The 24,730-nt window shown below is 58.2% G+C and carries 30 protein-coding genes and 1 pseudogene; 15 read left to right on the forward strand and 16 right to left on the reverse strand.

Annotated features, from left to right (window positions below; translation table 11 throughout):
- Positions 1-24: 24 nt before the first annotated feature.
- Complete coding sequence (locus SIB72_RS02100) at positions 25-366, reverse strand: histidine triad nucleotide-binding protein (RefSeq protein WP_115118429.1); 342 nt, start codon at positions 364-366, stop codon at positions 25-27.
- Between the two features lie 69 nt (positions 367-435).
- On the opposite strand from SIB72_RS02100, the gene SIB72_RS02105 reads away from it, so the two are divergent.
- Positions 436-1,974, forward strand: coding sequence for a YifB family Mg chelatase-like AAA ATPase (locus SIB72_RS02105; RefSeq protein WP_413744441.1), 1,539 nt, complete (start codon positions 436-438; stop codon positions 1,972-1,974).
- Between the two features lie 49 nt (positions 1,975-2,023).
- Here SIB72_RS02105 and SIB72_RS02110 read toward each other — a convergent pair whose 3' ends face one another.
- The 5 genes from SIB72_RS02110 to def form a co-directional block, all read right to left on the reverse strand.
- Positions 2,024-2,167 carry a hypothetical protein gene (locus tag SIB72_RS02110; protein ID WP_170953760.1) on the reverse strand — a complete coding sequence of 48 codons (144 nt, stop codon included), beginning with the start codon at positions 2,165-2,167 and terminating at the stop codon, positions 2,024-2,026.
- Positions 2,168-2,264: 97 nt separating this feature from the next.
- On the reverse strand, positions 2,265-2,435 hold the full coding sequence (rpsU, locus tag SIB72_RS02115) for a 30S ribosomal protein S21 (protein WP_006043142.1): 171 nt from the start codon (positions 2,433-2,435) through the stop codon (positions 2,265-2,267).
- A gap of 47 nt (positions 2,436-2,482) precedes the next feature.
- Positions 2,483-3,151 carry a DUF3747 domain-containing protein gene (locus SIB72_RS02120; RefSeq protein WP_413744442.1) on the reverse strand — a complete coding sequence of 223 codons (669 nt, stop codon included), beginning with the start codon at positions 3,149-3,151 and terminating at the stop codon, positions 2,483-2,485.
- A gap of 58 nt (positions 3,152-3,209) precedes the next feature.
- On the reverse strand, positions 3,210-3,407 hold the full coding sequence (locus SIB72_RS02125; protein ID WP_115017510.1) for a hypothetical protein: 198 nt from the start codon (positions 3,405-3,407) through the stop codon (positions 3,210-3,212).
- Positions 3,408-3,428: 21 nt separating this feature from the next.
- Positions 3,429-4,034: a peptide deformylase gene (gene def, locus SIB72_RS02130; protein WP_115118423.1), complete on the reverse strand. Its 606-nt coding sequence runs from the start codon at positions 4,032-4,034 to the stop codon at positions 3,429-3,431.
- A gap of 129 nt (positions 4,035-4,163) precedes the next feature.
- Between def and SIB72_RS02135 the strand changes: the two genes are divergently transcribed.
- Positions 4,164-6,101, forward strand: coding sequence for an alpha/beta hydrolase family protein (locus SIB72_RS02135; RefSeq protein WP_413744443.1), 1,938 nt, complete (start codon positions 4,164-4,166; stop codon positions 6,099-6,101).
- On the opposite strand, the gene SIB72_RS02140 is transcribed toward SIB72_RS02135, so the two are convergent.
- Positions 6,086-6,790 carry a class II aldolase/adducin family protein gene (locus SIB72_RS02140; RefSeq protein ID WP_413744444.1) on the reverse strand — a complete coding sequence of 235 codons (705 nt, stop codon included), beginning with the start codon at positions 6,788-6,790 and terminating at the stop codon, positions 6,086-6,088. The two genes, SIB72_RS02135 and SIB72_RS02140, sit on opposite strands and share 16 nt — an antisense overlap.
- The gene (mtnA, locus tag SIB72_RS02145; protein ID WP_413744445.1) at positions 6,777-7,877 is read right to left on the reverse strand and encodes an S-methyl-5-thioribose-1-phosphate isomerase; all 1,101 of its coding nucleotides are present in this window, start codon (positions 7,875-7,877) and stop codon (positions 6,777-6,779) included. Before mtnA ends, SIB72_RS02140 begins: the two co-directional genes overlap by 14 nt.
- A gap of 40 nt (positions 7,878-7,917) precedes the next feature.
- On the opposite strand from mtnA, the gene SIB72_RS02150 reads away from it, so the two are divergent.
- Positions 7,918-8,946 carry a metallophosphoesterase family protein gene (locus SIB72_RS02150; RefSeq protein WP_413744446.1) on the forward strand — a complete coding sequence of 343 codons (1,029 nt, stop codon included), beginning with the start codon at positions 7,918-7,920 and terminating at the stop codon, positions 8,944-8,946.
- On the opposite strand, the gene SIB72_RS02155 is transcribed toward SIB72_RS02150, so the two are convergent.
- The 5 genes from SIB72_RS02155 to SIB72_RS02175 all read right to left on the reverse strand — a co-directional run bounded on the left by SIB72_RS02155 (position 8,937) and on the right by SIB72_RS02175 (position 14,128).
- Entirely contained in the window at positions 8,937-10,208 is a 1,272-nt protein-coding gene (locus tag SIB72_RS02155) for a SufS family cysteine desulfurase (RefSeq protein ID WP_413744447.1), read from the reverse strand. The two genes, SIB72_RS02150 and SIB72_RS02155, sit on opposite strands and share 10 nt — an antisense overlap.
- Complete coding sequence (gene sufD / locus SIB72_RS02160) at positions 10,205-11,446, reverse strand: Fe-S cluster assembly protein SufD (protein WP_413744448.1); 1,242 nt, start codon at positions 11,444-11,446, stop codon at positions 10,205-10,207. The genes SIB72_RS02155 and sufD overlap by 4 nt, the downstream gene beginning before the upstream one ends.
- 2 nt (positions 11,447-11,448) lie before the next feature.
- On the reverse strand, positions 11,449-12,243 hold the full coding sequence (gene sufC, locus SIB72_RS02165) for a Fe-S cluster assembly ATPase SufC (RefSeq protein WP_115017526.1): 795 nt from the start codon (positions 12,241-12,243) through the stop codon (positions 11,449-11,451).
- 80 nt (positions 12,244-12,323) lie between these two features.
- Entirely contained in the window at positions 12,324-13,763 is a 1,440-nt protein-coding gene (gene sufB, locus SIB72_RS02170; protein ID WP_413744449.1) for a Fe-S cluster assembly protein SufB, read from the reverse strand.
- 5 nt (positions 13,764-13,768) lie between these two features.
- A complete protein-coding gene (locus SIB72_RS02175) occupies positions 13,769-14,128 on the reverse strand; it encodes a ferredoxin-thioredoxin reductase catalytic domain-containing protein (RefSeq protein ID WP_115017530.1) in 360 nt (119 codons plus the stop codon).
- Positions 14,129-14,352: 224 nt separating this feature from the next.
- On the opposite strand from SIB72_RS02175, the gene SIB72_RS02180 reads away from it, so the two are divergent.
- From SIB72_RS02180 to SIB72_RS02215, 8 genes are all read left to right on the forward strand, one after another.
- The gene (locus tag SIB72_RS02180; protein ID WP_115118411.1) at positions 14,353-14,550 is read left to right on the forward strand and encodes a hypothetical protein; all 198 of its coding nucleotides are present in this window, start codon (positions 14,353-14,355) and stop codon (positions 14,548-14,550) included.
- Positions 14,519-15,160 carry an iron-sulfur cluster biosynthesis transcriptional regulator SufR gene (gene sufR / locus SIB72_RS02185; protein ID WP_115118409.1) on the forward strand — a complete coding sequence of 214 codons (642 nt, stop codon included), beginning with the start codon at positions 14,519-14,521 and terminating at the stop codon, positions 15,158-15,160. Before SIB72_RS02180 ends, sufR begins: the two co-directional genes overlap by 32 nt.
- On the forward strand, positions 15,153-15,536 hold the full coding sequence (locus tag SIB72_RS02190) for a hypothetical protein (protein ID WP_115118407.1): 384 nt from the start codon (positions 15,153-15,155) through the stop codon (positions 15,534-15,536). The genes sufR and SIB72_RS02190 overlap by 8 nt, the downstream gene beginning before the upstream one ends.
- 54 nt (positions 15,537-15,590) lie before the next feature.
- Positions 15,591-16,193 (forward strand): phycobiliprotein lyase, encoded by a 603-nt coding sequence (locus SIB72_RS02195; RefSeq protein ID WP_413744450.1) that lies wholly within the window; start codon positions 15,591-15,593, stop codon positions 16,191-16,193.
- 86 nt (positions 16,194-16,279) lie between these two features.
- Positions 16,280-17,062 (forward strand): phycobilisome rod-core linker polypeptide, encoded by a 783-nt coding sequence (locus SIB72_RS02200; RefSeq protein ID WP_115118403.1) that lies wholly within the window; start codon positions 16,280-16,282, stop codon positions 17,060-17,062.
- A 169-nt stretch (positions 17,063-17,231) separates the two neighbouring features.
- Complete coding sequence (locus tag SIB72_RS02205; protein ID WP_413744451.1) at positions 17,232-18,308, forward strand: DUF4912 domain-containing protein; 1,077 nt, start codon at positions 17,232-17,234, stop codon at positions 18,306-18,308.
- 4 nt (positions 18,309-18,312) lie between these two features.
- Positions 18,313-18,501, forward strand: coding sequence for a hypothetical protein (locus SIB72_RS02210; RefSeq protein WP_413744452.1), 189 nt, complete (start codon positions 18,313-18,315; stop codon positions 18,499-18,501).
- A gap of 92 nt (positions 18,502-18,593) precedes the next feature.
- Positions 18,594-20,009, forward strand: coding sequence for a phospholipase D-like domain-containing protein (locus tag SIB72_RS02215; protein ID WP_413744453.1), 1,416 nt, complete (start codon positions 18,594-18,596; stop codon positions 20,007-20,009).
- Positions 20,010-20,117: 108 nt separating this feature from the next.
- Here SIB72_RS02215 and SIB72_RS02220 read toward each other — a convergent pair whose 3' ends face one another.
- A complete protein-coding gene (locus SIB72_RS02220; protein ID WP_413744454.1) occupies positions 20,118-20,567 on the reverse strand; it encodes a hypothetical protein in 450 nt (149 codons plus the stop codon).
- Between the two features lie 88 nt (positions 20,568-20,655).
- On the opposite strand from SIB72_RS02220, the pseudogene SIB72_RS02225 reads away from it, so the two are divergent.
- The 3 genes and pseudogenes from SIB72_RS02225 to SIB72_RS02235 form a co-directional block, all read left to right on the forward strand.
- Positions 20,656-20,790 (forward strand): annotated as a pseudogene (locus tag SIB72_RS02225) (phospholipase D-like domain-containing protein); the annotation flags it as partial.
- 331 nt (positions 20,791-21,121) lie between these two features.
- Positions 21,122-21,739 (forward strand): hypothetical protein, encoded by a 618-nt coding sequence (locus SIB72_RS02230; protein ID WP_413744455.1) that lies wholly within the window; start codon positions 21,122-21,124, stop codon positions 21,737-21,739.
- Between the two features lie 4 nt (positions 21,740-21,743).
- Positions 21,744-22,388 (forward strand): OmpA family protein, encoded by a 645-nt coding sequence (locus SIB72_RS02235; protein WP_413744456.1) that lies wholly within the window; start codon positions 21,744-21,746, stop codon positions 22,386-22,388.
- 33 nt (positions 22,389-22,421) lie between these two features.
- On the opposite strand, the gene SIB72_RS02240 is transcribed toward SIB72_RS02235, so the two are convergent.
- Both SIB72_RS02240 and SIB72_RS02245 read right to left on the reverse strand, forming a co-directional pair.
- On the reverse strand, positions 22,422-22,850 hold the full coding sequence (locus SIB72_RS02240; RefSeq protein ID WP_413744457.1) for an OB-fold protein: 429 nt from the start codon (positions 22,848-22,850) through the stop codon (positions 22,422-22,424).
- A 46-nt stretch (positions 22,851-22,896) separates the two neighbouring features.
- Positions 22,897-23,373, reverse strand: a complete 477-nt coding sequence (locus SIB72_RS02245; RefSeq protein ID WP_413744458.1) for a hypothetical protein — start codon at positions 23,371-23,373, stop codon at positions 22,897-22,899.
- Positions 23,374-24,228: 855 nt separating this feature from the next.
- Between SIB72_RS02245 and SIB72_RS02250 the strand changes: the two genes are divergently transcribed.
- Entirely contained in the window at positions 24,229-24,624 is a 396-nt protein-coding gene (locus SIB72_RS02250; RefSeq protein WP_413744459.1) for a hypothetical protein, read from the forward strand.
- Positions 24,625-24,730: the final 106 nt, after the last annotated feature.

The raw sequence follows: 24,730 nt of genomic DNA on the forward strand, positions 1-24,730 counted from the left end.
CGACTGGTCGCAACAGGTGGCTGATCAGCCGGGAGGCCAGCCCAATTCCCGTCCCCCGATCACATGCACGTGCAGGTGAAACACCGTCTGGCCAGCTTCGGCACCAGTGTTGATCACGGTGCGCCAGGCCTCGAGCCCCTCCTGCTTCGCCACCTTGGACGCCACCAAGAGGAGATGACCCAGCAGAGCCTCATCCTCAGAACCGGCCTGATTCAGGCTCTCGATCGGCTTGCGCGGAATCACCAAAACATGCACAGGCGCCTGGGGCGCCACATCACGAAACGCCAAGCAGCGGTCGTCGCTATAGACCTCATCACAGGGGATTTCTCCGCGCAGGATTCGGCCGAAGATCGTGTCACCCGCCATGGTGAAAGCCTGATCGAAACAAGGGTTGAGACAGGCAGGGCATCAATCCGATGCACCATCTGAAATGCAATGCTGGCACGCTGCCAAAGCGCCTCCCTGCTCGGACTGGAGGCCTGCCCTGTCACGGTTGAAGTGGATCTGGCACCAGGCCTTCCTGGCCTGCAACTGGTGGGCCTACCAGATGCCGCCATCCAGGAATCGAGGGAGAGAGTCCGAGCAGCTCTGCGCAACAGCGGCTTTCGTGGCCCTCTGGTGAGGGTGATCGTCAATCTTGCACCAGCCGATTTACGCAAGGAAGGTCCCGCCTTCGACCTTCCGATTGCCCTCGCCCTGTTGGCAGCCAGTGGTCAGCTGGATGCGCCACTGCTCAAAGGCCTGTGGTGTGCCGGTGAACTCGGACTCGACGGCAGCCTGCGCCCCTGTCGCGGCATTCTGGCGGTGGCCTGCCTTGCTGCAAGCAGCGAAGCCTCAGCCCTGATCGTGCCAGAAGCCAATGCCAGCGAAGCCTTACTCGTTCCAGGCCTGAAGGTGATCGCAGCAAGCTCGCTGCAGGAACTGGTGACGCTGCTGCGCCAGAAACCAGAACAGCGGTCCTACAGGGTGTACAGCCAAACGGAGCAGCAACCTCCTGCCAAGGCAACGGAGCCACCAGCCGCCATCATCGGTCAGTCGCTAGCGCAAACCGCCCTGGCCGTGACGGCCGCTGGAGGCCACCATTTGTTGATGGTGGGACCACCAGGCTGCGGCAAAACCCTCCTGGCCCGCTTCCTGCCCCAACTGTTGCCACCACTGACACGGCAGGAAGCGCTGGAGATCAGTCGCGTGCAATCGATTGCCGGTGTGCTGGTTCCAGGAGATGGCCTGGCAAAGCAGCGACCCTTCCGTGCACCCCATCACAATTGCTCGAGTGCTGCGCTGCTCGGTGGCGGCGCCATCCCCAGACCCGGTGAGCTCAGCCTGGCCCATGGCGGCGTGCTCTTCCTGGATGAGCTCGCTGAGTTCCCCCGACGGGTGCTTGATCAACTGCGCCAACCTCTGGAAGAAGGGGTGCTGTGGCTCAGCCGGTCGCGGCTCAAATGCGCCTTCCCTTGCCAAATCACCCTGGTTGCAGCAACCAATCCCTGTCCATGCGGCTGGTACGGCGATCCTGATCACCCCTGCCGCTGCACACCATTGCAACGGCAGCGTTACTGGTCTCGACTCTCAGGTCCTCTCATCGATCGTCTTGATCTGCAGCTGCGGCTGGAACGTCTCACGAGCAGCGAAATTCGCGCCAGCCTGACCACAACAACCGCCGCAGCCAAGGCAGTCTCAACGCCCACACCGGAGCAAATCATCAGCGCAAGGCAACGAATGAAGGCTCGCAACCCGGATGGATGCCTCAATGCTGCACTGAGCGGCCCACAGCTCGGTGACCACGGAGGACTCTGTGACGGGGTACTCGAACAATGGGAACGAGCGGTGCATCAACGCAAACTGAGCGCCCGCAGCGGATTGAGGGTGCTTCGGGTGGCGCGCACCCTTGCAGATCTTCGCGATCAGGCCAAGATCAGCGGCTGCGACCTCGCCGCGGCCCTCTGCTTTCGCAGCTTTGATACAGGCAACTGATCTGAACCGATCAGTTGCCCTTGAGGGGCGATGCCTTGAGCCAATCGCCCTACTTGGACTTCACGGGGGAATCGCGGAAAGGCTGCTCACCAATCGGGGGCGGCAGATGCATTTTCTCCTCACGCGGATTGCCGATGGCATGGGAGAGGGTTTCCCCGAACCACTGGCGAATGCTTCTGGGCTTCAGATCCATGGACTGCTCCTGGCGTCTCATCCCAGTCTGGGAACGGGACCGTCAGGAGCCAACAGGTGGAACTACCCGTTTTTTAAAACCGACTGGACAACCGCACTCAACGACGACGACGACGCTGCTGTGCTTTGCGCTTGTATTTCTCGATCGGAGTCTCGTGGTGACGCAGACGCTTGAGGTCGGCAAAGATTCCGGCCTTGGAGACCTGACGCTTGAAGCGACGCAACGCTGATTCGATGCCTTCGTTTTCTCCGACCGTGACCTGAGTCATGCAACAAGCGTGTTTTCCAGCCCGTCAATGTAGCAACCTGACCTCACTCAGGATTCCGGAGCAGCCGGAGTCAGTTCCGGAGCAACAGGAGCATCAGCCGGCAAGGTGCCTTCGCCAACTGGGTTGCCCTCCGACTGCACGGGTTCCGCCTCGTTGCCAGGCCAGACCTCTCGGAAGACGTAGAGGTGACCCAGGGAACGGGTGCCGTATTGACGGCGCATCAACAGCCAGCCAGGCTCCAGCTGCAACTGCAGAAAGCCGCCGCCGGCACCACCGGCCTTGGCCACCACCATCGTGGGCTGCGACGGATCGCGAGTCGGCACCGCCAGCAGCTCCACGTCCTGATTGGACTTCACCACAGAGAGGCGATAACGGGTACCGAAATCATCCCCACCAATTCGCAAGGAATAGCCATTGCCGTCGATATAGCGGTTGCAGACCCCTGTGAAATCAAAGGTGGCGAGCAGCGGATCCACCACTGCCGGCTCACTGCCAGACACCGCAAAACAAGGACGTTTATTGGTGCGCTGCTCATAGATATTGAGCTGAGAAGATTCCCCCTTGCCGATTGGGGCCGCGACAAGGATGAAATTCGCCTGCTCCACTGGCGTCGCTGAAAACAGCGAACCCTGCGCTGATGCTGGGTTCCCCAGCCCCGTGAACATCGTGGCCCCAGCCACAGCAAAGGCCAGGGTTGCGGGGAAGGAGCGAACCATCGGGAGTGATGTTGGTTGGGCGGATCGTATAAGTCGCGGCGCTGCCAGTCAGGGGGGCTCAGGCCGGTTTGTTGAGCCGAATCGCGACAAGAAGTGACCCGACGGTGCCGGGCGCAGTCAAGCCAAGGATCCAACGAGTGGGGGTGAGCCCTAGCTCAGGATCTCCATAGGCCAGCTCAAACACAGAACCTGTGGCAGCGATGCCGAGCACGCAGGCGAGGGCCAAGAACAGTCCGGCCAAAGGTTTCATCGGCATGGGTAGAGAAACAAGAGTTGGTCAGACAAGAGAACGAACATCAGCAGCTTCAAAGCCGTGATCCTGAAGTTCTTTGTTCAGGCCGCCTGCATCGGTGACGCGGTCAACAAACAACACACCCTTGAGATGATCCATTTCATGCTGAATGCAACGGGCCATCAGGCCATCCGCTTTCATGCTCCGCGGGCGACCCATCTCATCGCGAAAACTCAACTGAATCGCCGTCGGACGCACCACGTCGAGATACACACCGGGAATACTGAGGCAGCCTTCTTCGTAGGTATCGACCGATGCACTGGAGGCTGTGATCTCAGGATTGATCAACACCAGCGGCGGCGAGGTGGCATTCTCAAGATCAAGATCGATCACAAGCAGCTGCTTGTGCACGCCCACCTGCGGAGCGGCCAAACCAATTCCCTTGGCGGTGTACATGCTGCGAAGCATGTCGCGCGCCAGCTCACGCACAGATTCGTCAACCTTGCTGATCCGACGAGCATCCTTGCGTAAGACCTCATCCCCGAGCGTGTGGATCTCAAGCGGAGAGACCTCAAGAGCTTCTTTGGCCACGGCCACGGAGGAGCTGCTCCGTTCAGCTGACCGTGCCAATTGAGCGAAGCTGCGGGCCAAGATCCTCTTCTCGCGATTGGATAGTGTCCGGCCACTTTAGGCAGTGCTGGCCGATACCAGCCCTGGCTGCCTCCACCCTCACCGTCCCCCCTCACCGTCCAGCCTCACCGTTCTGCCCTCCCCAACGCTGTGTCCAACGCTTCTGGTCCTAAGCAGGCCATACCCCTCGCAGCCGACGTGGCGCTCGGCCGCAGTCCGGTGCTGCGCGATCCACAGCTGGTTGGGGACTGGGTGCTCTGGCTGGAGCAGCGCCCCCAGGAGAAGGGACGCACCACGGCCCTCATCCGCCCCTGGCAGGCAGGAGATCAACAGCCCCAGGAGCTGACACCTTGCCCGTGCAACCTGCGAAGCCGCGTCCACGACTACGGCGGCGGCACCCTTGCAAGCCATGCCGACGGTGACCTGTTGCTTTTGGTTTGGGTCGATGACACGGATGGCTGTTTATGGAGCCAGAGCTGGCAGGGCCTGAGCCAAAACAGGAACCCGCTGAACAGCCTGAAGCCAATCGCACCACCACGACGCCTCACCCAACCGGGATCCCCATTAGCCGACGGCATCATCGACCACCATCGCCAGCGATGGCTGGGGGTGATGGAAGCCGAGGGTCGTGACTGGCTGGTGAGCGTGGATCTTGAGCGCGCCGATCAGACACCCGCCGTGCTGCATCAACCGCAGGACTTTGCCGGGTACATGACTCTGAGCGCCGATGGAGCTCGGCTTGCCTGGGTGGAATGGCAGCAGCCGGCGATGCCATGGGATTGCAGCACGCTTTGGTGCGCCTGCCTCAATGGAGAGGGGATGCCCGAGCAGCCCTTCCAGCTAGCCGGCGGCACCACGGAGTCCGGCGCTCGGGTCTCCGTCTTCCAACCCCAGTGGCTGGAGGATGGACGCCTGCTAGTGGCGGAGGACCGCAGCGGCTGGTGGAATCTGATCCATTGCCGTCCGGAGGCTTGGTCATCAGCCCCGCAGTGGCAAAGACCATGGCCCATGCAGGCGGAAACGGCCATGCCCCAGTGGATCTATGGGATGAGCACCACCGCCTGGGATGGAGAGCAGGTGGTGGCGGCGATCTGCGATCAGGGGCGCTGGCAACTGAACTGTTTGACCAATGACGGGACGATCCAAGCCATTGAGCAACCGTTCGATGACCTGGCAGGGCTGCGGGCAGCAAACGGACGAGCCGTTGCCATCGCCAGCAATGGCAACACAGGCATGGGCCTGCTGGAACTGGATCTCACCAACGGAGACTGGCGCCACACACCCGCCAGCCCGGCCGTGCTGCCCCCCGAGCAGATCAGTCGTGCGGAAGCGATCTGGTTTAACGGCGCCAATGGTGAGCGCACCCATGCCTGGTACTACCCCCCAACCGGGGCGCACCCCGGACCATCTCCCCTGCTTGTGAAAGGTCACAGCGGACCCACCGCGATGGCCAGAACTGGCCTCAACCTTGCAATCCAGTTCTGGACCTCACGGGGCTGGGGCGTGGTGGATGTGAACTACGGAGGCTCCACAGGTTTTGGCAGGGCTTACCGCGATCGACTGCAACAGGGATGGGGCGTGGTGGATGTTGAGGACTGCGCCGCGGCCGCCCAAGCCCTGATTGCCAACGGCCGAGCCCATCCCGATCAGATCGCCATGGAGGGAGGCAGTGCCGGCGGCTTCACCACACTGGCCTGCCTCTGCTTTACGGATGTCTTCCGGGCCGGGGCCTGCCGATATGCCGTCAGCGACCTCACCGCAATGGCCACTGACACACACCGCTTCGAGGCGCGCTACCTCGATGGCCTGGTCGGTGACTGGCCAGCAGAGCGGGAACGCTATGAAGCCCGTTCCCCCCTGCACCATGCCGACAAAATTCGCTGTCCCGTGATCTTCTTCCAAGGTCTCAAAGACAAGGTCGTTCCACCGGAGCAGACCGAGCGGATGGCCTCAGCCCTGACAGCAAACGGCATTCCCGTGGAAGTGATCACCTTCCCCGAGGAGGGCCATGGCTTCCGAGACAGTGCTGTGCAAGTTGCTGTGCTCGAGGCCACCGAAGCCTTCTTCCGCCGTCACCTGGGAGTTTGATCCGCCTGGCCGTAGTGCAGGCCTCGGAATTGGGCATGGACAGCCTGCATCTGTTCAGCAGTGAGAAGAGGTGGCTCTCCCAATTGCAAGGCCTGCAGATACATGCGCGCCAGTGTCTCCACCTCCACGGCGATGCGCAGGGCTTGGTCAAGGCTGTCGCCAAGGCTGACAAGACCATGGCGGGCCAGCAGGCAGGCCTGACGACCATGCAGCGCCTGAACCGTCATCCGCGACAACTGCTCCGTCCCAAAGGTGGCGTAAGGAGCACAACGGATGTCATCTCCCCCCGCCACAGCCGTCATGTAATGAAAGGGGGGGATGCCCCGGTCATGACAGGCGAGGGCGGTTCCATGAATCGGGTGGCAATGCAACACCGCCTGCACATCGGGGCGAGCCGCAAGCACATCAGCGTGCAGGCGCCATTCCGATGAAGGCCTACGAGAAGGCTCGTTGAGCGGCATTCCGCTCCAATCGATCGCCACCAGATCGGTGGGCTCCATCTGCTCGTAGGGCAGGGAGCTGGGAGTAATCAGCAGTCCTCCTGGGATTCGCTGGGAGAGGTTGCCAGACGTTCCCTGGTTGAGCCCACTGGCATTGAGGCGCCGAGCCACGGACACCAACTCTTGCCGCAAGGCCAGGTCATCGGCAGCGAGCCCATCAGCGCCAGAGGTGACATCAGGCATCGACATACAACCCCTTGAGACCCTGCTCACTGGCCGGAGCCACGCCTCGATCAGTGATCAGAGCAGTCACCAGTCTGGCCGGGGTCACATCAAAAGCAGGATTGAATCCGTCGCTGCCATCCGGAGTCAGCTGCACGGAATTGACGGCACCGGCGGGATCACGCCCCTGGATATGGGTCACTTCAGCTGCCGCTCTGGCCTCAATCGGGATCTCGGCCACGCCGTCACCGATCGCCCAGTCGATCGTGGAGGCCGGAAGCGCCACATAGAACGGAACATCGTTGTCGTGGGCGGCGAGCGCCTTGAGATAGGTGCCGATTTTGTTGCACACATCGCCGCGTCGCGTTGTGCGATCTGTGCCGACAATCACCGCATCCACCTGACCATGCTGCATCAGGTGGCCTCCGGCGTTATCGACGATCACCGTGTGGGGAACGCCTTCGCGCCCCAGCTCATAAGCGGTCAAGGACGCCCCCTGGTTGCGCGGACGGGTCTCATCCACCCAAACATGAATGTTGAGGCCAGCACGATGGGCCTTGTAGATCGGTGCCAACGCCGTTCCCCAGTCAACGGTGGCCAGCCAGCCAGCATTGCAGTGGGTGAGGACATGCAACGGTTGCTCCTGTCGCTGCGGCGAACGTGCCCTGGCCAGCGTCTGGAGTAATCCCAGGCCGTGGTCGCCGATTGAAGCGCACATGGCCACATCTTCTTCCGCAATCAGAGCCGCTTCCTCCCTGGCCGCCGCGGCCCGCTCCGATGCGGGCAAGGGCAGCACACGTTGACGCACCCGTTCCAAAGCCCAGCGCAGATTCACGGCTGTGGGCCTTGTGGCGTTGAGCTGATCGAAAGCGGTGGCCAGGGCCTCATCCGAGGCATCAACCTGCAGGGCCAGCATCAAGCCGTAAGCACCGGTGACCCCGATCAACGGTGCGCCCCGAACCACCATCGTTTGAATGGCCTCCGCAGCGGCGTGACAAGTGGTGAGAGTGCGCGTGGTGAAGCAATGCGGGAGCAGGGTCTGATCAATCACCCCCACCGACCGACCATCCGCCTCGAGCCAGATGGTGCGCCAGGCCTGACCATCAATATTCATCAGCTGCGGATGCGCAGGGAATGGTCCATGCTGCCCTCCGATGGGGGCCTCCCTGATGCGCTGTGATCGCCGCCAGCTGCTGACGCTTGCCTCCGGGGCGCTTGGCCTGGCCGCGGGTCATTCACTGGCGGGACGAGCGCTCCAGGCCAATGCAGCCGCTGATGCACTCCGCATCGGCCTGATCAGCGACCTCAACAGCAGCTACGGCTCCACCTCCTACATCCCGCAAGTACAGCAGGGTCTCACCCATCTGTTAGCGCTGAAGCCAGCCCTAGTGGTCTGCGCCGGCGACATGGTGGCGGGCCAGAAAAAGGGCCTCAGCGCCCGCAGACTGGACCAAATGTGGGAGGCCTTTGCCCGCACGATCCTCCTGCCAGTGCGTCGACAGGGCATTCCCTTTCTGCCAGCGGTGGGGAATCACGATGGAGCCCCCGGATTCAGCGCCGACCGGCAGGCCGTTCGCCGCTTTTGGAAGCATCGTCGTCAAGCCCTGGGGCTGCGATGGGTCGACAGTGCCGATTTCCCATTTCACTACAGCGTTCTGGATCAAGACGTGTTCTGGCTGGTGTGGGATGCGAGCTCCAGCCGTGTTCCCGAGGCGCAACTGCTCTGGGCCCGCCGGCAACTGATGGGAGCTGAAGCCCGTCAGGCACGGCTTCGGCTGGTGGTGGGGCACCTGCCATTGGCAGGGATCAGTCAGGGACGCGACCGACCCGGCGAAGTGCTCACAGAGCACCACAGGATCAAAAGACTGCTGCAAGAGACAGGAGTCCAGGGGTACATCAGTGGCCATCAACACGCCTGGTACCCCGCCAGCGAGGCCGGACTCGATCTCATCCAGCTGGGGGCAATGGGAAGCGGGCCTCGCCTCTTGATTGGAGATCGCCGTCCGAGACCCCAAAGCTTCACCACCCTCGATCTCGACTGGCAGGAGCACACCCTCGAGGAAACCAGCTATGACGCCGCCACAGGCATGACGCTGGACTGGGACTCCCTGCCAGAGCAGCTACAAGGGCATCGGGGCACCTTGATGCGCAATCGCTCTTTGCGTCCACTCACTCAACTGTGAGCGCGGAGAAAATCCAGCGTGGACGTCAACTCATCAGCAAAGCGGTCGATCTCAGCAACAGTGGACGTGAAGCTAAGACTGGCCCGCGCTGAAGCAGTCACGCCGTAGTGGCGATGCAGGGGTTGGCAGCAATGGTGACCACTGCGGATGCAGACACCTTCCAGATCAAGCATGGCCGCGATGTCATTCGCATGAACGCCCTCCACGAGAAAGGTGGCCAGGGCTCCTCGATCGGGCTGCTGCTCTGGGGTGGGCCCAAGGATGCGAACACCGTCGATGGCCTGTAGTCGGGAGAACAGATGGGCGGTGAGCTCAGCTTCCCAAGCCTGAATCGCCTTGAGGCCAACGGTCTCGAGGTAGCTGATCGCGGCGCCCATTCCAACCGCCTCACCAATGGCGGGGGTTCCCGCCTCAAATTTATGGGGCAAGTCCGCCCAAGTGCTGTGATCGAGGAACACATCCTGGATCATTTCTCCACCACCCAGAAAGGGCGGCATCGCCTCCAGTAGAGCCTCTTTCGCCCAGAGGAAACCCATCCCGGTGGGACCGCAGAGCTTGTGGGAGGAGCCGACCAAAAAATCCACCCCGAGCTGATGCACAGCCACGGGTTTATGGGCCAGGCTCTGACAGGCATCGAGCAACACCAGAGCTCCATGCTCCGAAGCCAGGCTGACCACCTCATCCACAGGATTGCAGCAACCCAGGGTGTTACTGATATGCACCAAGGCCACCAGCCGGGTTCGACTCGTGAACTGACGGCGCAGGTCTTCTAGATCAAGGGTTCCATGCTCGGTCACACCGACATGACGGAGCACACATCCAGTGCGCTGGGCCAGCAGCTGCCAGGGCACCAGATTGCTGTGATGCTCCATCACGGTGAGCAGCACCTCGTCGCCAGGCTGGAGATTGGAATCACCCCAGGTGCGGGCTACAAGATTGATCGCCTCGCTGGCATTTCTGGTGAAAACGATCTCGCGGGGACTGGACGCTGCAATGAAACGAGCCGTGATCAATCGTGCGCCTTCAAACGCCTCTGTGGCACGGGCGCTGAGCTGATGGGCCCCGCGATGCACATTGGCGTTGTCGTTGCTGTAGTAGCGCTGCAGAGCCTCTAGCACTGCTGTGGGCTTCTGGCTGGTCGCCGCATGATCGAGGTAAATCAGTGGCTGGCCCGAACTGGAGCGCTGCGCCAGGATCGGGAAATCGGAACGGGTCCGCTCTGCCAAAGACCTAGACGCATTGCACTCAGGTGCTGCGGTCATCGCTCAAGGCCCTCAAGCAGGTGATCGATCACTGGCCAACGCTGCGCCAGAGGAGGCAGGCCATCCACCACCTCCTGGCAATAACCCCGCAGCAACAAAGCGGCAGCACGAGAACTAGAGATTCCACGACTGCGCAGATAGAACATCTCCTCCTCCTGCAACTGGGTCACGGTGGCCCCATGAGCACAGCGCACATCGTCTGCGACGATCTCCAGTTCCGGCTTGGTGTCGATGCGGGCACGATCTGACAACAGCAGATTGCGGCTGAGCTGTGCGGCATTGGTGCGTTGCGCCGCCCTCGGAACGTTGACTGCACCATTGAAGATGCTGTGGGAACGACCGGCGGCGACCGTCTTCTGCAGCTGATCAAGCTCTCCTTCCTCGCCCTCAAAGCGCATGGTCGTATGGGTCGCGAACTGTTGCTCGTCAGCCGTCAGCACGAGACCCTTCAGCACCGTGGAGGCCTGGCCATCCACTTGAACAACCTGAGGTTCAAGGCGCCCCAAGGCCCATCCCCGCGACACCGTGATGAGCTCATAGCTACTGCGCGGCTCCTGCTCCACCGCCAAGTGGGCCATCAACGCAGAATCCCCCGATCCCTGGGCCACAACGCCATGTCGAACCCTGGCCTCCTGGCCAAGATGCATCTCGAATAAATGGCTATGGGCCGCACCCGAATCAGCCAGGAACACCTCAAGGATCTCCAGCTCTGCTTTCTCCTCAACCACCAACAGGATCCTGGTAGGGCTTAGGGATGCCTCAGCGGCGCCAACCAGCACCTCTAAAGGAGGCACAGAACCACGGATGCGAAGGGCCAGAACCTGCGACGCCAGTGAATGATTGAACTCCACGGGCCAGTGATGGGCCGAGCCACAGCGCGCGAGGGTGTGACCCAGAGCCTGCTCCAACTCACTCCCGCTCAGCTCGCTCACGCCCTCAGGGAGAGTGACCCCTGCGAGGGGATCGGAGTGGCCATCGAGCACAACACGCCAGCCATTCTCAGGACGCCCGGGCACGTTTTGAGCCGACGCTGCTTCAGCCGAAGCATGATCCAAAGCGGCCAACGGCAGCGTCAATAAACCCTGTAGGCGGGTCAGATCGGTGAGACGCCAGTCTTCCTGGCGGCGGGTGGGCAATCCAAGTTGGGCCAGGGCCTCTCGCCCGCGGCGCTGAATAGGCTCGAGGGCTCCTGCTGGAGCAGGCAGACGCGTCAACCAGTCGGTCGCAGTCGACACCATGGTTAGGCCACCCCCTGTCCGGTGGACGCCACCTCCTCATCCACCCAGTCGTAACCGGTTTTTTCCAGCTCAAGTGCCAACTCACGCCCCCCGGTTCGGAGGATTCGGCCAGCCGCCATCACATGGACATAGTCAGGGGTGATCTCATCCAGCAAACGCTGGTAATGGGTGATCAACAGCGTGGCGTTCTCAGGCGTGGCTAACTGGTTAACTCCGCCTGCAACGATTCTGAGGGCATCGATATCAAGGCCGGAATCCGTTTCATCAAGGATGGACACCACCGGATTCAGAAGCGCCATCTGCAGAATCTCATTGCGCTTCTTCTCCCCTCCGGAGAAGCCCTCATTCACGCTGCGTTCCAGAAAGGCAGGATCCATCTGCACAACGCTGAGGCGTTCGCGCACGTGATCGTCAAAATCGAAGGTGTCGAGCTCCTCCAGGCCCTGCTGTTGACGGCGCGCATTGCTAGAGACCCGCAGGAACTCCAGATTGCTGACACCTGGGATCTCCACAGGGTATTGAAAGCCGAGGAAGACACCAAGCCGGGAGCGTTCTTCCGGCTCCAGCTCGAGTAGATCAGAACCTCGGTAACGGACGCTCCCACCGGTGACGCGATAGGCAGGGTGACCAGCCAACACCTTCGACAAGGTGCTTTTGCCGCTGCCATTACGACCCATCACCGCATGGATCTCGCCAGCACGGACCTGCAGATTCACACCGTTGAGGATGGGCTGAGCCTCAACGGAAGCATGCAGATCGTTGATATCGAGCAACAGCTCGGCGTCAGGACGGATCACGGGTGAAAGCGAGTGAGTAAGAAAGAAGGTGTGGACAACAGCGATAAGTGGCAGGGGGGACCACTAACGGGATCAACGGTCTATCCGACAGATCCCTCAAGCTTGAGAGCCAGGAGCTTGTCGGCTTCCGCCGCAAACTCCATGGGCAGCTGATTGAAAACATCTCGGCAGAAACCGCTCACCATCATTGACACAGCCTCTTCGAAACCAATGCCCCGACTCTGGAGGTAGAAGAGCTGATCTTCGGAGATACGACAGGTGCTGGCCTCATGCTCGATTGCTGCCTGAGGCTGTTGGGAACGGATATAGGGATAGGTGTTGGCCGCCGCCTCATCGCCAATCAACATCGAATCGCACTGGCTGTAATTGCGGGCACCCTTGGCACCAGGAGCAATCTGCACAAGGCCTCGATAACTGTTACTGGAGCGCCCAGCACTAATACCCTTGCTCACGATCGTGGAGCGGGTACGGGCACCGAGGTGAATCATCTTGGTGCCTGTATCGGCCTGTTGGCAATTGTTCGTGAGAGCAACGGAATAGAACTCGCCGACAGAGTCGGCACCCTGCAAGACACAGCTCGGATACTTCCAGGTAATCGCCGAACCCGTTTCCACCTGGGTCCAACTGATGCGACTTCGTGCACCGCGGCACTGTCCGCGCTTGGTCACAAAGTTGTAAATGCCGCCGACTCCGTTCTCGTCACCGGCATACCAATTCTGAACAGTGGAGTACTTAATCGAAGCATCGTCCAAAGCAACAAGCTCCACCACGGCGGCGTGAAGCTGATTGGTATCAAACATTGGCGCGGTGCAACCCTCAAGGTAACTAACGGATGCGCCTTCCTCGGCAACGATCAACGTGCGCTCGAATTGACCTGTATCACCTGAATTAATCCGGAAGTAAGTCGAAAGCTCCATCGGGCACTCCACGCCCTTCGGAATAAACACAAACGATCCATCACTGAAAACTGCTGAATTCAGCGCGGCAAAATAGTTGTCATTACTGGGAACAACTGTGCCGACATAACGCTCAACAAGCTCAGGATATTCCTTCACCGCTTCGCTGATCGAACAGAAAATCACTCCATGCTCAGCGAGCTTCTCGCGATAGGTCGTAGCGATGGAAACGCTGTCAAAAACGGCATCGACCGCGACGTTACTTAAACGTTTCTGCTCACTCAGAGGTATCCCCAGCTTGTCAAATGTCTCCAGAAGTTTTGGGTCAACCTCATCGAGACTTGCCTTCTTCTCTTGCTGGCGAGGAGCAGCGTAATAAATGATATTTTGATAGTCGATCGCGCTGTATCCCAAAGCAGCCCAATCAGGCTCTTCCATAGTGAGCCAATGCTTGTAGGCACGCAGCCTGAAATCAAGCAGAAATTGAGGCTCCTCTTTCTTGGAGGAAATCAGGCGAACAACATCTTCACTAAGGCCTTTGGCAATCTTCTCAGTCTCGATATCAGTAACAAAGCCATATTTATACGGCTGACTGACAAGATCACGAGTGGAGACACTGGTCATAGGAGTCAACCTGCGGAGGCGTGGATCTCCTCGGTGCTGATCGTCTGCGCATCACCACGGAAAGCATTGTCCTCAGTGAGAAACAACATGCAGTGGCATTCTTTGCGCTCACGCATCGGCACACAGGGGCAGTTCCAGAACGCCTGGGAAACTTCAGCACCCTTGTCTTCGTAATGGCGGCACGGGCAGAGTGCGCCGCCGAGCTCGTCCTTATGACGAGCCAGACCCTTGAGCACAACAGCAGTCACACCCGGATCACTGCAGAAATACGTTCCGGTGCGCTGGGCGTAGGTCTCAGCGAACTTACGGATCACCTCAAGGCTTTCCGGGGTTGGTTCAGCGGTGCCAGCAGGTGCGTCAGTCATGGACAGCGATGAGTTGAGCAGTCAACGGAAACAGGCCGTGGGCACGCAGGCTTCAGGAGATACGAAACCATTCGGTTTCGTATTTGGAGCCTAGGGCACAGTCACGACAGCTGCCGGTCAAGGCTCATTGTGCCCCCGCAACGCCCCGGATGAGGGGCCATGGACGAAGCTGCGCAACGTTCCTGTTAGCGCCAATCGCACCGACAAGGCCCATCAACGCGCCGGTGGAAGCTGGCGATCTGGGGCGCAAGGCCTGGGAAAAACCGCTTGATCAGGACGTCACCCTCGTCCAAGCCGGTCACGATGACGACCTCCATGCCGGGGGCACTCTGGCGAGAATCCGTCAGTCACCCAATTTGCGTGGCATCGTGATGGAATCACCACCGACCCATGGGCGCACACGCGCAGGCACCCACCCGTGAGACCACTCTCACCCTGCTGCTGAGGCAGGGTGAAACGAGTGCTGCGCATTTGGCCAACCAACTTGGGATTTCAGTGCAGGCCATGCGGCGACACCTGCGCAGTCTTGAAGATGACGGCTTAGTCGAATCAACGCCGATGCCAGCGGGACCCGGCCGTCCCTCGAACAGCTGGCGGCTTACAGACCGCGGCCACCAACATTTTCCCGATGGCAGCGAACACTTCGCTCTTGGCCTGCTCCACTCCATGGCCGCAACGCTGCCACCCGAGACGATGGTCTCCCTGCTCACCCAACAAGCCATCGACAAAGCAGGCCATTACCGACAACAGCTGGGCTCAGCACCGTTAGAGGAACGCGTGGCCCTCCTAGCCGAACTGCGCCGCCAGGAGGGTTATGTCACCGAACTGCAAGATGCACCTGATGGCCAGGGCTGGTGCCTGAGTGAGTTCCATTGCTCCGTGCAACGCATCGCCGAGGAATACCCGGTGGTTTGTGATCAGGAGCTTGAGCTAATTCGCCAGACCTTTCCCGACTGCCAAGTGGAACGAGTGCACTGGCGACTGAAAGGAGAGCATTCCTGTGGTTTTCGGATCACCCCAGGCGATGACTGACCCATCGTCCACCTCCGCAGAAAGCCCTCTCACAAGGGAAATGGTGGAACAGATCGATGCGTCCATGCTGCCGAGTCTTGAGCGGCATCACCTACGACTGCTTGCCCACTGCCTGGCCAGCTTTCAACAGATGGCGTCACCTGAATGCAAAGGCCCAATCCCCGCCTTGGCACAGCAACAACGTTGGTGCAGGGATCAACCTCTGCTGAAGAACGATCCCGAGTTTTGCGATCTACTCCTGCGTCAGTTCTCGACAGCGGCTGATCGGCTTGAGTCGATTGCGGATGCCCTGGGGATCACTCCGCTGGAACTGACCCTGGGCGCACTGATCGATCAAGCCGTTGTGGCCTTCAATGCAAGGCAACAGATCACGTAGGCCTGGTCGCCTGCGAACATCCAAAGACCCCCTGGGTCCCCTTCGGAGCTGAGCATGAGCCTTGTCATCCCCGATGCCCTCAGTTTTTTTCAGCTCAGCTGTGGTCGCTGGCGCTCGCAACGCAGCGTTCACCATCTGCTGCATCGCCGGGCTGAGGCGGGTGGATCGCTAATTGTTGTCGAGGACCTCGATCCAAGCGATAGCCGCCTGGGCGAATTAGCGGTCGCGCATGGGAAGGAAGCCAGTCAGGTCATCGGCGGAAGCTATGTGCGCTGGAGCGCGTCGATGGCTTGGGACAGAAGCGAGGAGGGCCACGACGGCGAAACAGTGTTTGGGCTCATCCCCACCAGCGACGACGGTCGCAGCGGACTGATGCTGAGAACGATGGGCTACGCAGAAAAAGCGCCGGCGTCATCTCTGTTCGCGATGGATTCCGAGGATGGTCTGATCCTCGAAACGAGCTACGAAACCATGCGTGTGTGGGAACGGTTTAGCTTCATCGGCCCGGATGTGCGCGTTCGCAGCAGCACAGTCGAAGGGCTGTCGAACAACGCCTCGTTCTGTGTCGAGACCCGAGAGCAAGACCTGGGCGAAACCGCATCAGCCCCAAGGGCCCAAGCCTCCGCATCCCAGACCCTGTCAGCCTTTGGCTGGTAGCAAGCTTGTAGCGAGTATTACGGTCTGTAATCCGTTCTCAGATTGAAGGGATTCGTTCCTGATACCTGCAATTACGATCCCCATCAGTGGACGCTGATGCTCGCGTGGCCATCCCTCTTCTTAAGTACGCACCAATCACTCAGAATTCTCTGAGGGCCGGTGTTCCGAACATTCGCGTCGGGTCCGAAGAGGAATCAAGGGCCTACTCCATGGACATCGCCATGGATGCGGACAATCTGACCACGGTGATCGAAAGCGGTTACCGCCAGATTTTCTTTCATGCGTTCAAGAGCGATCGCGACGTCAATCTTGAGTCCCAGCTGCGTGACGGTCAGATCACCGTCAGGGACTTCATCCGTGGCCTGCTGCTGTCCGAAACCTTCCAGCGCAGCTTCTACAACCTGAACAGCAACTACAAAGTTGTTCGTCATCTGGTTGAGCGTGTCTTGGGCCGCAAGACCAACGGCAAGGGCGAAGAGTTGGCTTGGTCCATCGTGATCGCCACCAAAGGCATCGTCGGCATGGTGGACGAGCTCTTGGACAGCCAGGAATACCTGGATGCCTTCGGATACGACACCGTTCCCTACCAACGCAATCGCATCCTGCCTGGACGCGACCTTGGTGATACCCCGTTCAACGTCAGCACCCCTCGTTACGACGAGTACTACCGCGGCATTCTGGGCTTCCCTCAGATCGTCTTCACAGGCACATCCAAAAGCATTCCGGCTCGGGCCAAGATCACGCGCGGAGGCTCCCCCGCCGATTACATGGCATGGGTGCCGGGGATTGCCATCAGGACAGCCCCATCAATTGGGAATGCCGACATGGACTACATGTCCAAAGTCCCCTATCGCAGCGTCGGTCGCTAGTCGACAGAATCCTTACCACCACAGCGAAAAAGGGGGCATCAAGCCCCCTTTTTTCATGGCCACGGGAAGGTCAGAGCAGTCAGAAGATGCTGACGTCAGCACCCCCTAGTGATCGAAATGCAGCTCTTTCACGCAGACTGATCCCAAAGAAACCTGGGTGAATCCGTCCGTGACGCAAGCACTGTCCTCTCTGGCCCGCCTCACGCTGCGTCAACTGCGCCAGATGGCCAGTGATCTGGGCGTGACTCTCTACAGCAGGAAGAGCAAGCAGGACCTCGTCACGGCCATTGCCAAGCGCCAAGACCGCAAGAGCGGTGAGCCAAAGTCGATCGAATCAGGCGTCGCAGCAGCAACGCGCTCCGACACGACGACACGGGTTGTGTTCCTCCCACGTGATCCCCAATGGGCCTATGTGTTCTGGGAGATCTCAGACAGCGACCGTAAAGCGGCACAAAACGAAGGCGCTGCTCACCTCAGCCTGCGCCTAGCTGACGTGACCGGCATCCAGGATGGCAGCTCCCATCCCCATACCCTCCAGGAAGTTCCTGTCGACAGCCACAGCACCGAGTGGTATTTGCCTGTTCCTCTCTGCGACCGCGATTACCGCGTTGAGCTGGGCTATCGCGCCGGCTCGACCTGGATCTCTCTGGCCCTCTCCTCTGTGGCGCGCGTTCCAGCTCTGCACCCGAGCGATCAGATCATGGATCAGTTCGTTCCCTTCAGCCTGGATGCAACCCCAGCAACCATTCCAGCCGCCGCTCCTGTTAGCGCTCCCGAGAGCACAGATAGTGGTCTGCACGAGCGCCTCTACCAAACTGCGACCACCCATTTCCGCAGCCGTCGCGTCGGCTCTGAGGTGCTCCATGAGCAGCAGGGCTTGAGCTCCGATCAGCGCGGCTTGAACGACTCGGGAGCAGGCCTTTGGGCGAGTGGTCGCAATGAGTCCGGCCTGGGTGGAGTCGCTCCCCGCCAGCGCTCCTTCTGGCTCATCGCCGATGCTGAACTGATCGTCTACGGCGCCACCGATCCCTCCGCTCGTCTCACCATTGGAGGAGAAGATGTGCCCCTCTCAAGCGATGGCACCTTCCGCATCCAGGTGCCGTTCCGGGATGGCAAGCAGCTCTACCCCATCGAAGCCACCGCAGCTGACGGAGCCCAAAAGCGCAACATCACCCTCAACTTTGAGAGAGTCACTCCGGAAGACAACACCAATCCAGCCAGCGAAGCGCAGGTTGAATGGTTCTGAGCCAATGACCAACGAGCGTTCAGGCTTGCGTTGGTTTGTCGCCATCACCCCACTTGCCGGGGCGATGGCGTTTCCAATTGTTGTGCCACTCACCATTGCCCGAGTGGGTATTGGAGCAGGAGTGGGCGTGGCTCTCGTTCTGAGCACGCTCTGGTTTATGGCCATGCTGCGCACTGCGGAGATGCCCCACTGAACCGGAACTGAGCTCAAACCAGATGGGATGTCAGTGCTGACAGCAGTCAGAACAAAACGGGGGAATGCTGGAGCAAGCTCTCGCGAGGATCGGTGATCAGACGTCAGCCGCCTGGACTCCGCATCTTGCTGGTGCTGCTGCCAGTGCTTTGTGGATCCTGCAGCCAGGCCGGGGAGCTGCTGGGGGAACCGACAAAGGGGTTAGCTCAACTCCAGCACATTCAGGTCTCCTTCAACCATCGCGACGACGCCCGCTACCGCAGCCCGCTTAACGGCCTTTGGCGCAACGGTGACAACCTCGAGCAGCAACTGATCGAGGCCATCGATCAAGCCCAAGTGGAGTGCCTGGTCGCCATTCAAGAGCTATCCCTACCCGCGATCGCCAATGCCCTCGTCAGGGCCCATCAACGTGGTGTGCGCGTCCAAGTGGTGCTGGAGAACAACTACAGCAAGGCCTGGAGCCAGCAGCACGAGGCGGGCCTGACGCCACATGAGCGCAAGCGGCTTCAACGCCTCAAGCGACTGGCCGATCGCAATGGTGATGGCGTGCTCAGCGCGGAGGAGCGCCTGAAGGGGGATGCGATCGCCATTCTTGCGCGAGGAGCTGTGCCTCAAATTGACGACACAGAAGACGGCAGCAAGGGCAGCGGCCTGATGCACCACAAATTCGTGGTGATCGATCGCAACCAGGTCGTCACCGGCAGCGCCAATTTCACAAGCTCCGGTCTGCATGGAGACGCCGATGCCCCCCGCACCAGAGGCAATGTGAACCATCTGATCACGGTGAAGAGCCCTGAACTCGCCTCCCTATTCAGCCAGGAGTTCGAGCGCATGTGGGGGGACGGCCCCGGAGGACAACAGAACAGCCGCTTTGGGCGAGCCAAAGACGCTCCCTCGATCGAGCAGGTCGACGTTGGCGAGGCCAGGATCAAGGTGCTCTTCGCTCCCCAAGCCAAACGAAACAGCGAGCACGGCCTTGCACTGATTGGCCAGGAACTGAACAAAGCCCAACGAAGCATCGATATGGCACTCTTCGTGTTTTCAGCCCAGGATCTGACCGACGCCCTACGACAGCGCGTGAATAAAGGCGTGAAAGTACGCCTTTTGGCTGATCCCGGCTTCGCCAGCCGGCCCTTTTCGGAAGTGCTGGATCTACTCGGTATGGCCATGCCGGATCGCTTCTGCAAACTGGAAGCCGGCAACAACCCTTTTCAAGATCCCCTCCAAACCGTCGGCACTCCACGCTTGGCACGCGGCGACAAGCTGCATCACAAGTTCGCCGTAATCGACAACAAAACTGTGATCACAGGCAGCTTCAACTGGTCACCATCAGCTGCTCACACCAATGACGAAACCCTGCTGGTGATTCACTCACCAAAGCTCGCCGCGCACTTCACGCGCGAGATGAACCGAATGTGGCGTGGTGCGGAGCTGGGGATCACCGCTCACATGCGACGCAAGCTGGAACGGCAGCGCGCCAAGTGCGGGAGTGGGAGCACAAGAGAGTAAGCAATATCTGGATGAAGAACCAAAACTCATCCGAGGGATAACTTACAGACTCAGCTCACCAATATTCAAAACGAAGAAATTCGACGCCTCCCATGAAATGAATGGCGATCAACTACCTGGCGAGAATAGAACAAGACTTCCACGATCAATTCCACCAGGAAACTTTTTAGAACGACACCCCAGCCGATAGCCAAGTGCTCCTTCTTCCAAACCACAAGTAGAGTTCAAGAGGAAACTCGCAAACCCTTCTGCCTCAACGACCCTCAAGCGACCAGAAACTTGCTTAAACGTTAGAGCACCGATTTCTTCGTGCACATCAAGATTGCAACCCAGACCTCCACATCGCGTCAAGCCACCAAGAGGATCTGCATCAATTGCCCGAAAGATGGATAATTTGCTGCCAGAAGATTTGAGCCAGACCGTACTGCTATACAGCGTTCTAGAATCTTCCAACCTACTCAGCTGATAAGCATAGAAACCATCCAACGGCAAAGATCTCACAACAGCAGGAAATAAACCAAACAAAGCCAGCACCAAGAAGGGAGGCAAATAATTCATTAATGCCGAGACTTTCAAAACAACGATTCATATCATATCTCAATTGGCCATGGCATGAAATCACTATTCATGCGTACATCCCTAGCACAACGAAATGGTCATCACAGGACCCTTCAACTGGTCGCCCGCTGCCGCACACACCAATGACGAAACACTGCTGGTGATTGAATCACCAAAGCTCGCTGCGCACTTCACCCGTGAGATGATCCGAATGTGGCGTGGCGATGCATCGAGAGAGGAGCCGGTCAGCTGTGGGGGTGAAACTAAGCAGGGAGAACGGTTGCTGAAGGCCTCTCGCCAGCCCATTCCGCAGCCATCGAAGCGTGCCCGAGCAGCCTGATCACAGGCCTGAGGTCACACAATGAAGGCGACCATCTTTGCTTGAGTGGGAACAACGCATCTTTGAAGCTAATCACAAATTGAGAAAGCTCTAAACGAAGACGTAGCGCAAGAAGCGATCAGTAAATATTGAAATGTGAAACAGCCTTGAAGAGGCCGCTGCAACCTGCTAACAAGAATCAGGAGTCAACCGCCAACATCATCAAAACAGAATAATGATGAGAAACTGGAAAACTTACCTCCTTGCCATTGTGGTCTTCTCAACAGCTGCAATCGGGCTTGCAAGCTGCAATAACAACACGGGAACCACTCAAGCACCCGCTGAGCCAGTCGCAGAGGGAAGAGAGGCGCAGGCAAGCGCAACACCTCAGGAGACCATTGGAGAAGAAGCCAATGAAACAAAGACCCAGAATCAAACAGAGAAATCTTTGGCCATTGAACCCTATGAAATTGAAGGAGTTGTTGTTTCTCTTCTCAACGTGAAGCGATCAAGTGGGAACACGTTGAATATTTACTGGAAGATGACCAATACATCCTCAGAAGACAAGACACTGGTGAAGTGCTCGGCGGCATGGTATTGCGCCTACAAGTTGGCTGCAGGCACATACGCCAATGGCACTTATATTATTGATAGCATCAATCAGAAGAAGCACTTAGTCGTAAGAGCCAACAAAAAGCCTGTAGTCAGCACATTCAAAACGCCAATCATTCTATCTCCCAACTCAAGCATCAATGTCTGGGCAAAATTCCCAGCACCGCCTGCAGATGTCAAGACCGTATCGATCTATTTGCCTGGCATTGCACCAATCGAAGACATTCGCATTACGGAATAAGGACATGCCAAAGCACTACCTTCATACCCAACAAATGCCTCGAAACTTGCTCTTCGTTATTCTGCTGTTCCATCTACATCTGTTTGGATCAGCCAGTGCTACGTGGGGCAATCCAACTTCAGGAACAGCCAGTGAAGCTGAAGCAACAAGAGCTCAAGATACGAAGCCCGATATTTCCAATAAAGAGAGAAAAGCAGCCATACAAAACCTTGAGTTTGTGATTCAGGATATAGATTATCCTGTCATCAACCTGAACACGATCACCGAATCAGAGGATGAGATCGTAATCGAATTGGCCGCTGACATTCTCTTCGATTTTGATCAAGCTAAGCTGAAATCTTCCGCTTTGACATCCCTAAAAAGCGTCGCACAACGGATCAGCAATTCTGCGCGCGGTGAGATTCGGATTGAAGGACACACTGACTCAAAAGGATCAGACTCTTACAATCAAAATCTTTCAGAAAAACGCGCAAGGTCCGTTCGTGATTGGTTGATCAATCGTGGGGAGCTCACAGCATTTCAATTCGTCATCAAAGGTTTCGGCGAAACGAAACCAGCAGTGCCCAACGAAACAGAAAATGGCGAAGATGACCCTTCAGGTCGCCAACGCAATCGCCGGGTTGAGATTATCATCAACACCAAGGGATGAATTGATGGAAATACTTTCACTAAAGCCAAGGTTCTAGTCACTCACAACCCTGCATCCATCAAGGGTGACCCCTAAAGTTGTACCGCCAACGACACCAGCCACAACAACCCTTTGGCCCTTCCTGAGAGAAGAAGCACCCTCCACCTCTCCTGGCGTCAGGAAGCATTGAACAGAAGCAAAATCGTACTGACCAGTGATCGAAACATAAGGATTATCAAGGATATCTTTATCCACCGACCCCACCGGACCGCTCACATAGATCAACTGTCCATCGTATTTACTTTCAGCGGCAATTGAATTCTCATCAAATTCATCAGCCAAATCCTTATAATTCACCCTATAGGCGGGGCTTGAATAATCAAGCCCAGAATAATCAACCTCATCCTCAACAGAACCAGCAGCCAACAAAGAAAAAATGCCCAAGCCAGCAAAAAAGGCTGCAGATTGAGGCAGTTTGCGCATGAGAAGAATTGACCAGTGAGACAATTTACAGCATCGATAAACCAAGTCAAGCAGTCTTCGTGGTAGCACAAACAATGACAGAAGCGACGACAGCGAGAAGCACATCCGCAGGATCGGCAACACCACTCAAATAACCCGCCCACTGCAAGAGATCAGGCATCTGAGCCAACAAAACAAACCAAACCAAACGAAATCTCCAAACAAAAGAAGCTCGGCCAAAAAAAGATCGCAGACCCTGCTCAAGGAAATAACATAAGGACAAATGCCACAAAGCATTGGGCAGAGAGTAAACGATTAGCGCATAGACCTGGCCTTCACCAATCAGACTCAAACAAGCCGAATTCAATGTGGCTTTAACACCAAGCCAGCGCACACCAAACAAGACGAGCGCAAGCCTTTCATACAGAAGCACAGGAGTGCGACAAGAGGCGTAAAGAGCACCACCCAATGTGATTGGAAGTATATATTTTAAGAAGACTCGCCGTAAAGTTCTAGCCATACTCAAAGCAACAACTAACGCCATCGGGCCTTGCCTTAGCGTAATCACCACACCTCAATCGTTCAAAGAGAGGGCAGCCAACTCGGAGCCAAACCTCAGGGAGAAAAGCTGAAGAGCGCAGCTGAGCCGGGCAAGGGGAACAGTGCGGGAAGACCACCGAACGCGCCTAAAAACGTATGTTGCAGCGCGCAGCATGAAGCTGCAGTTCACCCTGATAAGCCTCAGGTTCGGGGCGATAGAGAAACGGTGCCCTAATCCCAGAGGCCAATTCTCCTGCCGCACAATCCAAGCTGTTTTGATCAATCTCAATCTCAAACTGATCGAGACGGAGACCCTCCTGAGAAGGTGGTATGGGCCTCTCAATTTCAATCGGAGGCATCGGCGCAAGAGGTCCGGAAAAGAATCCTAAAGCTGTGAAACCCCACAGCAAAAAGCCACTCGGGCCTGGACCATCTCGAGAGGGAAGCCACCTGACGTGGATGAAATAGTGCCACGTGGAATTGAGCATGCCGAACAAACCTCTCCCGCCACATCAAACCATCTCATCACTGAACGAAGCAACGAACAACATGCTTACCAAGCACAACCCAGACACCCGCTCCGACCGAATCAGCCTGAACCGCCAATGTTGCGTCCAGCCCACCCACCAAGCCCCGCGATCTTTGCCTTCAAGCAACAAAGGTTCTGTCGGAATGTGATCCAACTGAACACGCAAGATCGATACATTCAGCTGGCGAGGGGAAAGACGCCAACAACACTGGATGCGCCAACCGGTGGGAGGAGGCATGCATGGAGCGGTTGCATCCTCGTCTCAGCTGGCCATGCTGATCGGCTGAACGCCGATTCAGCCCCCAAAATGGCGAAAGGAACAGGATCCAGATGAGACGCCCACTGCAGCTTCTGATCGGCTTGAGTCTGGCCTGGCCATGCGGGCTGCAAGCCAAGCCCGTCTCAATGCCGCTACCCACCCGCGAAGAGCTGCGGGAGATCCAGCTGCTGGCATACAGCTGTTCGAGGGAGAACCAGAGCGAGGCCTGCGAACGCACCCGAACACTCACGGATCCGCTGATGGACCACCCGCGGCTGCCAGCCTCTTGCAAGGACACACTGTGGGAGTTACTCCAAGTCGCGAAAGTGGTGTCCAGCAACAGCTTTCAAAGGCGCGACAGCATTGACAGGCCCGCTCGCAGGCTGACCGTGGTCTGCGCCAATCCGGTCAAACCCGTCAAACCAGCAACTCCTCCGATCGGAGGCTTCAATCCCAACCAAACCTGACGCTCTGCTCAGGGAATCAAGCCCAGCAATCGCGAACACTGAGCATGAGCTCAGAGAAGTGGTCATGACCACACGGCAGAGGCGGTTCCCCGTGTTTATCTGCTTG

This window comes from Synechococcus sp. MIT S9451 (genome assembly GCF_047304725.1).
GTDB lineage: Bacteria > Cyanobacteriota > Cyanobacteriia > PCC-6307 > Cyanobiaceae > Synechococcus_C.

Coding starts and splice junctions, on each gene's coding strand:
- SIB72_RS02100 (WP_115118429.1), bottom strand. CDS start 366: ATGGCGGGTGACACGATCTTCGGCCGAATCCTGCGCGGAGAAATCCCC.
- SIB72_RS02105 (WP_413744441.1), top strand. CDS start 436: ATGCTGGCACGCTGCCAAAGCGCCTCCCTGCTCGGACTGGAGGCCTGC.
- SIB72_RS02110 (WP_170953760.1), bottom strand. CDS start 2,167: ATGGATCTGAAGCCCAGAAGCATTCGCCAGTGGTTCGGGGAAACCCTC.
- rpsU (WP_006043142.1), bottom strand. CDS start 2,435: ATGACTCAGGTCACGGTCGGAGAAAACGAAGGCATCGAATCAGCGTTG.
- SIB72_RS02120 (WP_413744442.1), bottom strand. CDS start 3,151: ATGGTTCGCTCCTTCCCCGCAACCCTGGCCTTTGCTGTGGCTGGGGCC.
- SIB72_RS02125 (WP_115017510.1), bottom strand. CDS start 3,407: ATGCCGATGAAACCTTTGGCCGGACTGTTCTTGGCCCTCGCCTGCGTG.
- SIB72_RS02140 (WP_413744444.1), bottom strand. CDS start 6,790: ATGTCGATGCCTGATGTCACCTCTGGCGCTGATGGGCTCGCTGCCGAT.
- mtnA (WP_413744445.1), bottom strand. CDS start 7,877: ATGAATATTGATGGTCAGGCCTGGCGCACCATCTGGCTCGAGGCGGAT.
- SIB72_RS02150 (WP_413744446.1), top strand. CDS start 7,918: ATGGGGGCCTCCCTGATGCGCTGTGATCGCCGCCAGCTGCTGACGCTT.
- SIB72_RS02155 (WP_413744447.1), bottom strand. CDS start 10,208: ATGACCGCAGCACCTGAGTGCAATGCGTCTAGGTCTTTGGCAGAGCGG.
- sufD (WP_413744448.1), bottom strand. CDS start 11,446: ATGGTGTCGACTGCGACCGACTGGTTGACGCGTCTGCCTGCTCCAGCA.
- sufB (WP_413744449.1), bottom strand. CDS start 13,763: ATGACCAGTGTCTCCACTCGTGATCTTGTCAGTCAGCCGTATAAATAT.
- SIB72_RS02175 (WP_115017530.1), bottom strand. CDS start 14,128: ATGACTGACGCACCTGCTGGCACCGCTGAACCAACCCCGGAAAGCCTT.
- sufR (WP_115118409.1), top strand. CDS start 14,519: ATGGGCGCACACGCGCAGGCACCCACCCGTGAGACCACTCTCACCCTG.
- SIB72_RS02190 (WP_115118407.1), top strand. CDS start 15,153: ATGACTGACCCATCGTCCACCTCCGCAGAAAGCCCTCTCACAAGGGAA.
- SIB72_RS02195 (WP_413744450.1), top strand. CDS start 15,591: ATGAGCCTTGTCATCCCCGATGCCCTCAGTTTTTTTCAGCTCAGCTGT.
- SIB72_RS02210 (WP_413744452.1), top strand. CDS start 18,313: ATGACCAACGAGCGTTCAGGCTTGCGTTGGTTTGTCGCCATCACCCCA.
- SIB72_RS02220 (WP_413744454.1), bottom strand. CDS start 20,567: ATGAATTATTTGCCTCCCTTCTTGGTGCTGGCTTTGTTTGGTTTATTT.
- SIB72_RS02230 (WP_413744455.1), top strand. CDS start 21,122: ATGATGAGAAACTGGAAAACTTACCTCCTTGCCATTGTGGTCTTCTCA.
- SIB72_RS02235 (WP_413744456.1), top strand. CDS start 21,744: ATGCCAAAGCACTACCTTCATACCCAACAAATGCCTCGAAACTTGCTC.
- SIB72_RS02240 (WP_413744457.1), bottom strand. CDS start 22,850: ATGCGCAAACTGCCTCAATCTGCAGCCTTTTTTGCTGGCTTGGGCATT.
- SIB72_RS02245 (WP_413744458.1), bottom strand. CDS start 23,373: ATGGCGTTAGTTGTTGCTTTGAGTATGGCTAGAACTTTACGGCGAGTC.
- SIB72_RS02250 (WP_413744459.1), top strand. CDS start 24,229: ATGAGACGCCCACTGCAGCTTCTGATCGGCTTGAGTCTGGCCTGGCCA.